A 7,175-nucleotide genomic window follows, 5' to 3' on the forward strand; every position below is an offset into this window, starting at 1 on the left:
CCGCTTGCCCCCCGACTTCCCGGGCAGCGGGGTGCGGCCGACGGCGGCGACCCGGCGCTGCTGCACGGCGAAGGCGGCGAGGGCGGCGGCGCCGAGCGCGGCGGCGGCCGCACCGGCGGGGCCCGGCACACCGGTGCCGGAGACGAGCGGGCAGACCAGCAGCGCGGTGCCGGCCGTGGAGAGGACGATGCAAAGCCCGCCGGGCTCAATGCCCCGGGCCGGGGAAGCCGAGGTCCGCGATCTCCATGGCCCAGGTGCGGAACGCGTCTGCGTCGGTGGACCCGACAGGCCGGTGCCCAGGGATCCAGGCGGCGGTGGCGGCGTCCAGGAGGTCGGCGAGGCCGAGGTGGTGCCAGTCCTGGTGGACGGCGTTGTAGGCACGCATCAGCGGGGCGGCCCTTGCCCTGATCGCGGCCACCTCCTCGTCACCGAGACCGACCCGGCGCAGCCGGGCCCGCGTGGCGGCCCGGCGTCCGGGGGGGAACTCGGTGTCGAGGAACGGTTCGAGGAGGTCGCCCCACACGTCGGGCCTGGACCGCCGGGGAATCCCGTTGGCGGTGCAGAACGATTCCGGTGCGGCCCGCCGGCCGGCCGGGACGAAGAGGGTCTCGCCCAGGACGGTGCGGATCTCCGGCGGGTCGGCCTCCGGATCGGCGTCCCGCACGGCCGCCGCGGGGACGATGCGCTCCCCGCCGGAGGCGGCACCCGGGACGGGCCCCGGAAGGCGGACGTGGTCACCGGCGAGCACGACGTCGAGTTTCACCGGGCCATCCTGCCCGAGCCGGCCTCGGACGTGTCGTCGAAGGGCGCCCGGACGGTCGGTTCAGGGGCGCTGGGGGGCACCTGGGATGCGCCCACGACCTTTGACGACAGCCCCTACCGGCGGACGACGCTCGGTTCGCCCGGCCGGCCGGTGGCCGGGTCCAGGGTGAAGACCGCGATCTCCTTCTCCGTGGTCACCGTGATCCGGTCCGGCCCCGACCACTCGGCCGACGTGAAGAAGCCGCGCCCGTCGCGCTCGTCCCACACCCCCAGCTCCCAGTGGCGCGCGGACCAGCCGCTGCCGGTGAGGAGCTCCACGCGGTAGGTCGGGTCGATCGAGAAGGCGATGTCGGTCACGGCCAGCACCCGGTCCGGGTGGCCCGGGTGGACCTTCCGGTCGACCGGCCTCCCGTCCCCGCCGAGGGTGACCGCCAGGAACACGATCGGTGTGCCGACGAGGACGAGCGCCACCAGGGCCGCCGCGCAGCCGATCTGCGACCACCGGGTGCGGAACTCGAACTCGACCACCACCGAGGCCACCGTCAGCACCACCGCCGCCCCGACCAGCAGCACCGGGTGGTCGAACCAGCGCTCGGCCTCCACCAGCCCGCCCGAGTGCGAGGCCTGAACCCCCGGCAGGTACGCCAGCAGCGCCGCCAGCGCCAGGCCCCTGAGCCCCCAGGTGATCCGTCTGCGACGTCCCGCCGTCATCGGTCTCCCGTCCGTCCACCGTTGATCGTCTGCGTGGACTGTACCGACTCCGCGACTCCCGGCCTCCCGGTACGACCCGTCACCCGCCGGCGGCCGTGCCCGGCAGCACCCGGTGACGGCGCATCGGCACTGGTCGCGGCCGCTTCACCGCCGTCCGCTACGCTCTCCCGGATCAACGGCGCGGGCTCCCTCCGGCCCCGCCGAACCGGAAGGCACAGCGCATTGCACGTCACCACCGAGCGGACCCGACCCGTCTCCCGGCGCTGGGCGCTGCTCCCGATGGGCGGCGTGCTCCTCGTCGCCGCCGCCGTCTACGAGCGGACCTGGGTGGAGCCACCGCACGAGTACCTGCTGTGCAAGAGCCCGGCCTCGCTCGGCGCCGTCTTCTGGGTGGTCGTCTCGGTGATGATCGGAGCCGGCCTGGTGTGCGCGATCGGTGTGATGCACCTCGTCATCGACACCCCGAGCCGGATCGCGGCGCCGCTGGTCTACGCGGCGATCGCGCTGACCGCGGTCGTCGGCTCCGACGCGCTCGACCACGCCGGCGCGGGGATCGCCGCCCGGACGGCGGCCGAGTACCGCTCGGCCGGCTCCGTCTGCGACTACCCGATGCCCGCCTACCGCGAGACCCCGGGGTGGTTCTTCTGAGCAGCACCGGCCGCTACCGGTGGCGCACCGACGCCAGGGTCGCACTGCCTGCCGCCCTCATGTGCATGTTCCCCAAGGGCGCGAAGGACTGCGGCGACCACCAGTGGTACCGGAAGGACGACCGCACCTACCGCTGCTACCACTGCGAGCCCGGCGAGCGTCCGAGCACACCCGACGAGGACCGGCAGCGCCCCGGCGCCCCCGGCCGGGACTGAGGTCCGCGGTCAGCCGTCCGCCACCGCGTGGCCCGTCCGGCGGGCCCGCTCGGCCACGGCGGCGAAGTCCGCGGCCGGGTCGAGCGCACCGACCGTCCGGCGGTCCAGCGGAACGCCCGCCAGCACCGCGGCGACGGCCTGCGGGTCGACGGCGCGCCCGTAGTAGTCCTCGGCGTCACGGCGGACGGCCTCGGCACTGCCGTCCACCAGCAGCTCGAACAGCCACCCGGCACCGTCGGACTCCCCCGGCCCGAACGCGACCGGACCGCACTGCCACGCGTCCGCGCCCGTCTCCCGCCACGCGCAGACCGTCGCATCGAAGAAGCCCTCGAACTGCAGCTCCGGATCGGCCGGGTACCGCGCCAGTGCGGCGGGCAGGCCCTCCAGCAGCCCCGGCCAGTGCGCCCTGGGCCACTCCCGCCACGGGGTGGCGTCGCATTCGTGGTCGAAGCCGTAGAGGAAGACCCCGGCCGGATCGAAGACGATCCCGTACAGATCACCGGAGCCGTTGTCCATGGCGGCCAGGTCCACGCCCGGACGCCGGTCCGCGACGTGGCTGCGCATCGGGTAGGAGCCGCCGATCACGGCGTCGAGCAGCGCCAGCGCCCGGCAGCGGGCACGCAGGACCTCGGGATCGGCCAGCGCGGACACCAGCTCGTGAACGTTCATGCCGGCCGTTGAACCGTCCCCCACCGACAACCGGACGAAGGGCCCCACGCGCCTCAGGACAGCAGCGTCCTCATCGCGTCGGCGGGCAGGGCGATCCGGACGGCGGCCGCCTCGGACCGAGCCGCGAGCCTGCGGACCTGGGTACGGCTCAGGTCCGGCCGCAGCGCCAGCTCCTGGGCGAGCTCCTCGTCCGCTGCGGCGATCAGCCGGTCGACCAGGGCGGGCGGAAGGGCCGGGTTCACGGCGAGGCCGAGCAGGGCGGGAGTCACCGCGTCATCCTGCTGCACCGGCCGTGGGGGTGTCCCCCGGTTTTCCGTGGCGCCCGGTCGTCCACGGCGCCGAGGGTCACCCCTGGTGGTCCGCCGGGCGGGTGGCGCGGGCGTGTCGGAGGTGGTTGCGGGCTCGGGTGAGGTTGCGGACGACCTGGGGCAGGAACGAGCCGCGGAAGGCGTCCGCCTCCCGGGCCGCGGCGGCGGCGAGTTCCAGGTGCGCGGCCGTGCCGGGCACGGCGTCGGCCGGGTGCGGCCCGGCCGCCTCGCGGGCGCTCCGGCGGATCAGTGCGGCCAGCTCCCCGGCGCCCGGGTCGTCCAGGTCCTCGTGGCCCCACAGCGCGAGCTCGTCGACGAGCGCGGCCAGTTCGCGGTCGCGGCGGTGTTCCCACCACGTCCCCCCAGGTCTCTTCATGGCCCGATCATGCACGGCCCGGGCGAACCCGTACCGGAGTACGGCGAATCCCGGACAGGCCACCGGTCGGTGTGCCATGGGCGGAAGGAGCCGGCAGGAGCGGCCTACCGGTGCCCGGGTTCCGGCGGGGCGAGCCCGTCCGCCGGGTGTCGCGGGAGGGTTGCGGTGCCGCAGTGCCGCTCGACGGTCTCGGCGAAGGCGAGCGCCAGCGGTGAGAGGGCGTCCCAGCGGCGGACGGCCCAGCCCGCGGTGAGGGCCGGCAGTCCGGGGACGGGGATCAGCCGCAGGTCGGGGTGGCCGGGGCCGCTCCAGGCGGGCAGGGTCGGGACGACGGCGCGGCCGAGGCCCAGTTCGGCGAGGAGGATCGCGGTGTCCCAGTCGGTGACGCTGGTGTCGAAGACCGGCCGGATCCCGGACTCGGCCAGCCACGCGGCGAGTTGGCGCCGCGCGGTCGAGTTCTCGGGGAGTCCGATGAGCCGCGCGTCCTGCAGGTCGGCCGGCGAGACCTCGGTCCTCGTGGCGAGCGGGTCGGCGGCGGAGACGGCGAGGGACCACGGGAGTTCGACCACCGGGCGCTGCTCGACGGCGCGGGCGGCGGGCCCGAGGGTGATCCAGGCGAGGTCGACGCTGCCGGCGGCCAGGGCGTCGAAGCAGCCGCGGCTGGCGGTCTCGGTCTGGAACTCGAGGCTGGCCCGTGGGAAGTGCCGCCGGAAGTCGACCACGGCCGCGGCCATGAAGTGCCGCACGGTGGTGGCGCCCGTGGTGACCCGCACCGAGCCGACACCGGAGCGGGCCGCGGCCTCGAGCCGCCGCAGGGTGTGGTCGATGCACCCCAGTCCCTCGGTGACGGCCGCGTCGAGCATGCGCCCGTACGCGGTCGGCAGTACGCCGCGGGTGTGCCGTTCGAGCAGGCTCAGGCCCAGCTCGCGTTCCAGCCGCTTCACGTGCTGGCTGACGGCGGACTGGGTGCAGGAGAGGTCCCGGGCGGCGGCGCTCAGCGAGCCCGTCCGGCAGACGGCGGTGAAGACGCGGAGGTCGTCGAGTGTCACGGTGACCCAAGGTATCGCTTGGGTCCGTGGCAGCGAATCCGAGGATTGACTGGGGTTTTCGCCATGCTTGATCATCGCTGCAGGGCCCAGGGCGGCAACCCGCCGTCGCCTCCACCCGATCCGGACGGGCGGGTGCGGCGGCGGGTGTCGACCCGCACGGTCCCGTGTTCGCCCGCGCGGAGCCGCATCGGCGCCGACCGTGAAGTGCGGTGATCCGTGGGGCACTTCGCGGCACTCGGCCGCACCGGACCCGCAGACCACAGGAGCACATGTGACCACCACCCCCCTGACCGTGGCCGTCCTCGGACCGGGCGGCGTCGGAGGCTTGATCGGCGCGCTGCTCGCCCGTGCCGGACACCGCGTCGTCTGCCTGGCCGGCGAGTCCACCGCGGCCGTCCTGCGCAGGGACGGTCTGCACGTCGAGAGCGCCCGGTTCGGGGAGTTCACCGTCGCGGTCGAGGCCGACACGCTGCTGCGGCAGCCGGTGGACGCCGTCTTCGTGACGGTCAAGCAGACCGCCTTGGAGTCGGCGCTCGACCGGGTCCCGGCCGGGGTCCTCGGCGGCGCCGCCGTGGTCCCGCTGCTCAACGGACTCGACCACCTCGCCGTGCTGCGCGGACGCCGCCCCGCGGCTCGGGTGGTCGCCGGCACGATCAGGGTCGAGGCGACCCGCACCGCTCCGGGGCGCATCCGCCACGGCAGCCCGTTCGCCGACGTCCAACTCGCCGGACCGGCGGACGACCTGGCCGAGGCCCTGCGCGGGGCGGGCCTGGGCGCGACCCTGCGGTCCGACGAGACCTCGATGCTGTGGGAGAAGCTCGCCTTCCTGGCACCGTTCGCCCTGCTGACCACCCGGTACCGGGCGGACGCCGGAACGGTCCGCAGCGACCTGCGCCCGGAACTCGTCGCCGTGGTCGAGGAGATCACCGGTGTCGCCCGGGCCGCGGGCACCGCGGTGACGGCCGAGGACGTGCTCGCCTTCTTCGACCGCTCGCCGCACGCGATGAGGTCCTCGATGCAGCGCGACGCGGAGGCCGGACGTCCGCTCGAACTCGACGCGATCGGCGGCGCCGTGCTGCGGGCCGCCCCCGCCCACGGGATCGCCGCCCCGGCCACGGCCCGGCTGGTCGCGGACGTCGCCCGCGGCACCGGCCGGGAGGTGTGACGCCGCCCCGGACGGCCCGGACGACGGTCGGTCAGCCGAGCGGTCCCGGGCGGAGGTCGCCGAGCAGCTCCGCCCGGCCGGTGATCACGTCGGTCAGGATCGACCGGGCGACGGCGAGCAGTTCGGCGACCTCGGGGCTGGCGATCCGGTAGATCACGGTGGCGCCGTCGCGGCGGGAGGTGACCACCCCGGCGCGGCGGAGCACGGCGAGCTGCTGGGAGAGGTTGGAGGCCTCCACACCGACGTCGGTGAGGAGTTCGGCGACGGCGTGCTCGCGCTGGCTGAGCAGTTCGAGGACCCGGATCCGTACGGGGTGGCCGAGGGTTTTGAAGAACTCCGCCTTGATCTGGTACAGCGGCACCGTGGCGACAGAGGGTTGCTGCGGGGCGCCGGCATGCATGGGGGTCACCGTCCGTGTCGTGGGTTCGCGTACTGGTTCGACTGTAGCAACGCAGGTCACAGGCCCGGCCTGTGACCGGGCACGAGGGCTCGTGGGTGTCGGCGGCCTCGGCGACGCGCTCCGGGGACCGTATCGGCCCGGGGGCACCGGGCGCTGCCACACGCAGAAGTGAACAGATGCGCAACTGGCCAAGTCGCCGCCTCCGAACGGGTGCACGGAGACGGCGCGGCATCGGGCTGCTGGCCCGGCACGGCGCCGGCCGGCCCGCACCCGCAGGTGCCGCGCTCCTCTGCGCTGCCCGCGCGCTCCCCTGCCGCGCCGTGCGCCGCTCCGCGGTCCGGTCGGGAGCCGCGCGCCCGGCGTGCGGCCGCCGGGGGCCCGTTCCGTTCGTGGTCGTCGGTCCGCCGGGCGGCGGGGTCGGGGCGGGTCCGCCGCCAGGGCGCGCATCGCCGGGACCTCGGGAACGGCGGGCCACGGTCACCGGTACGGTCCGAAATCCCCGCCTGCCGTGCTCCGGACCGGTGGCAGGATCTGTCCCGATCAGCCGCCCACTGCGCAGCCCGTGGAAGAACCGCGGCCGTGCGCACGGTGCCCGGATCCCTTCCGGCGTGCGGCCACGAGCCCGGGGAGCCGACGGCGGCGAAGGCGGCGGCCCGGCGACAGACACAGGCGAGGTGCATGGTGCGCGCCGAAGCACGCGGCGGCCGGGCTGCCGCAGGGAGTCGTCCCGGCCGCCGGGCCGTCGGCCGGCTGCTCGTCCTGCCGCTGGCGCTGCTGCTGTCGGCCGCCTGCTCCTCCGGCGGATCGCCGCCGTCCGGCTCCGGCGACCTCGCCTCCGCGGCGGCACCGTCGAGAAATTGACGAGAATGTGG

Annotated in this window: 11 protein-coding genes; 4 read left to right on the forward strand and 7 right to left on the reverse strand. The window is 75.3% G+C overall.

Features of this window, described 5'->3' with window-relative positions; translation table 11 throughout:
- Positions 1–205 precede the first annotated feature (205 nt).
- A complete protein-coding gene (locus ABD353_RS19265) occupies positions 206–763 on the reverse strand; it encodes a hypothetical protein (RefSeq protein WP_344624872.1) in 558 nt (185 codons plus the stop codon).
- Positions 764–876: 113 nt separating this feature from the next.
- Entirely contained in the window at positions 877–1,473 is a 597-nt protein-coding gene (locus tag ABD353_RS19270) for a hypothetical protein (RefSeq protein WP_344624873.1), read from the reverse strand.
- Positions 1,474–1,695: 222 nt separating this feature from the next.
- On the opposite strand from ABD353_RS19270, the gene ABD353_RS19275 reads away from it, so the two are divergent.
- Complete coding sequence (locus tag ABD353_RS19275) at positions 1,696–2,121, forward strand: hypothetical protein (protein WP_344624874.1); 426 nt, start codon at positions 1,696–1,698, stop codon at positions 2,119–2,121.
- A complete protein-coding gene (locus tag ABD353_RS19280) occupies positions 2,109–2,336 on the forward strand; it encodes a hypothetical protein (RefSeq protein WP_344624875.1) in 228 nt (75 codons plus the stop codon). The genes ABD353_RS19275 and ABD353_RS19280 overlap by 13 nt, the downstream gene beginning before the upstream one ends.
- 9 nt (positions 2,337–2,345) lie before the next feature.
- Here ABD353_RS19280 and ABD353_RS19285 read toward each other — a convergent pair whose 3' ends face one another.
- The 4 genes from ABD353_RS19285 to ABD353_RS19300 form a co-directional block, all read right to left on the reverse strand.
- Positions 2,346–3,005 carry a hypothetical protein gene (locus ABD353_RS19285; RefSeq protein ID WP_344624876.1) on the reverse strand — a complete coding sequence of 220 codons (660 nt, stop codon included), beginning with the start codon at positions 3,003–3,005 and terminating at the stop codon, positions 2,346–2,348.
- Positions 3,006–3,058: 53 nt separating this feature from the next.
- On the reverse strand, positions 3,059–3,274 hold the full coding sequence (locus tag ABD353_RS19290; RefSeq protein ID WP_344624877.1) for a hypothetical protein: 216 nt from the start codon (positions 3,272–3,274) through the stop codon (positions 3,059–3,061).
- A gap of 76 nt (positions 3,275–3,350) precedes the next feature.
- Positions 3,351–3,689 (reverse strand): hypothetical protein, encoded by a 339-nt coding sequence (locus ABD353_RS19295; RefSeq protein WP_344624878.1) that lies wholly within the window; start codon positions 3,687–3,689, stop codon positions 3,351–3,353.
- A gap of 104 nt (positions 3,690–3,793) precedes the next feature.
- Positions 3,794–4,738, reverse strand: a complete 945-nt coding sequence (locus ABD353_RS19300) for a LysR family transcriptional regulator (protein ID WP_344624879.1) — start codon at positions 4,736–4,738, stop codon at positions 3,794–3,796.
- A gap of 271 nt (positions 4,739–5,009) precedes the next feature.
- On the opposite strand from ABD353_RS19300, the gene ABD353_RS19305 reads away from it, so the two are divergent.
- Positions 5,010–5,903, forward strand: coding sequence for a ketopantoate reductase family protein (locus tag ABD353_RS19305; protein ID WP_344624880.1), 894 nt, complete (start codon positions 5,010–5,012; stop codon positions 5,901–5,903).
- A 31-nt stretch (positions 5,904–5,934) separates the two neighbouring features.
- Here ABD353_RS19305 and ABD353_RS19310 read toward each other — a convergent pair whose 3' ends face one another.
- Complete coding sequence (locus ABD353_RS19310) at positions 5,935–6,303, reverse strand: ArsR/SmtB family transcription factor (RefSeq protein WP_344624899.1); 369 nt, start codon at positions 6,301–6,303, stop codon at positions 5,935–5,937.
- Between the two features lie 678 nt (positions 6,304–6,981).
- Between ABD353_RS19310 and ABD353_RS19315 the strand changes: the two genes are divergently transcribed.
- Complete coding sequence (locus ABD353_RS19315) at positions 6,982–7,164, forward strand: hypothetical protein (protein ID WP_344624881.1); 183 nt, start codon at positions 6,982–6,984, stop codon at positions 7,162–7,164.
- Positions 7,165–7,175 lie beyond the last annotated feature (11 nt).

This window comes from Kitasatospora arboriphila, assembly GCF_039528095.1.
GTDB classification, from domain to species: Bacteria; Actinomycetota; Actinomycetes; order Streptomycetales; family Streptomycetaceae; genus Kitasatospora; species Kitasatospora arboriphila.

Excerpts from the sequence above, each read along its gene's own strand:
- ABD353_RS19270 (WP_344624873.1), bottom strand. The coding sequence starts at position 1,473 with ATGACGGCGGGACGTCGCAGACGGATCACCTGGGGGCTCAGGGGCCTG.
- ABD353_RS19285 (WP_344624876.1), bottom strand. The coding sequence starts at position 3,005 with ATGAACGTTCACGAGCTGGTGTCCGCGCTGGCCGATCCCGAGGTCCTG.
- ABD353_RS19295 (WP_344624878.1), bottom strand. The coding sequence starts at position 3,689 with ATGAAGAGACCTGGGGGGACGTGGTGGGAACACCGCCGCGACCGCGAA.
- ABD353_RS19310 (WP_344624899.1), bottom strand. The coding sequence starts at position 6,303 with ATGCATGCCGGCGCCCCGCAGCAACCCTCTGTCGCCACGGTGCCGCTG.
- ABD353_RS19315 (WP_344624881.1), top strand. The coding sequence starts at position 6,982 with ATGGTGCGCGCCGAAGCACGCGGCGGCCGGGCTGCCGCAGGGAGTCGT.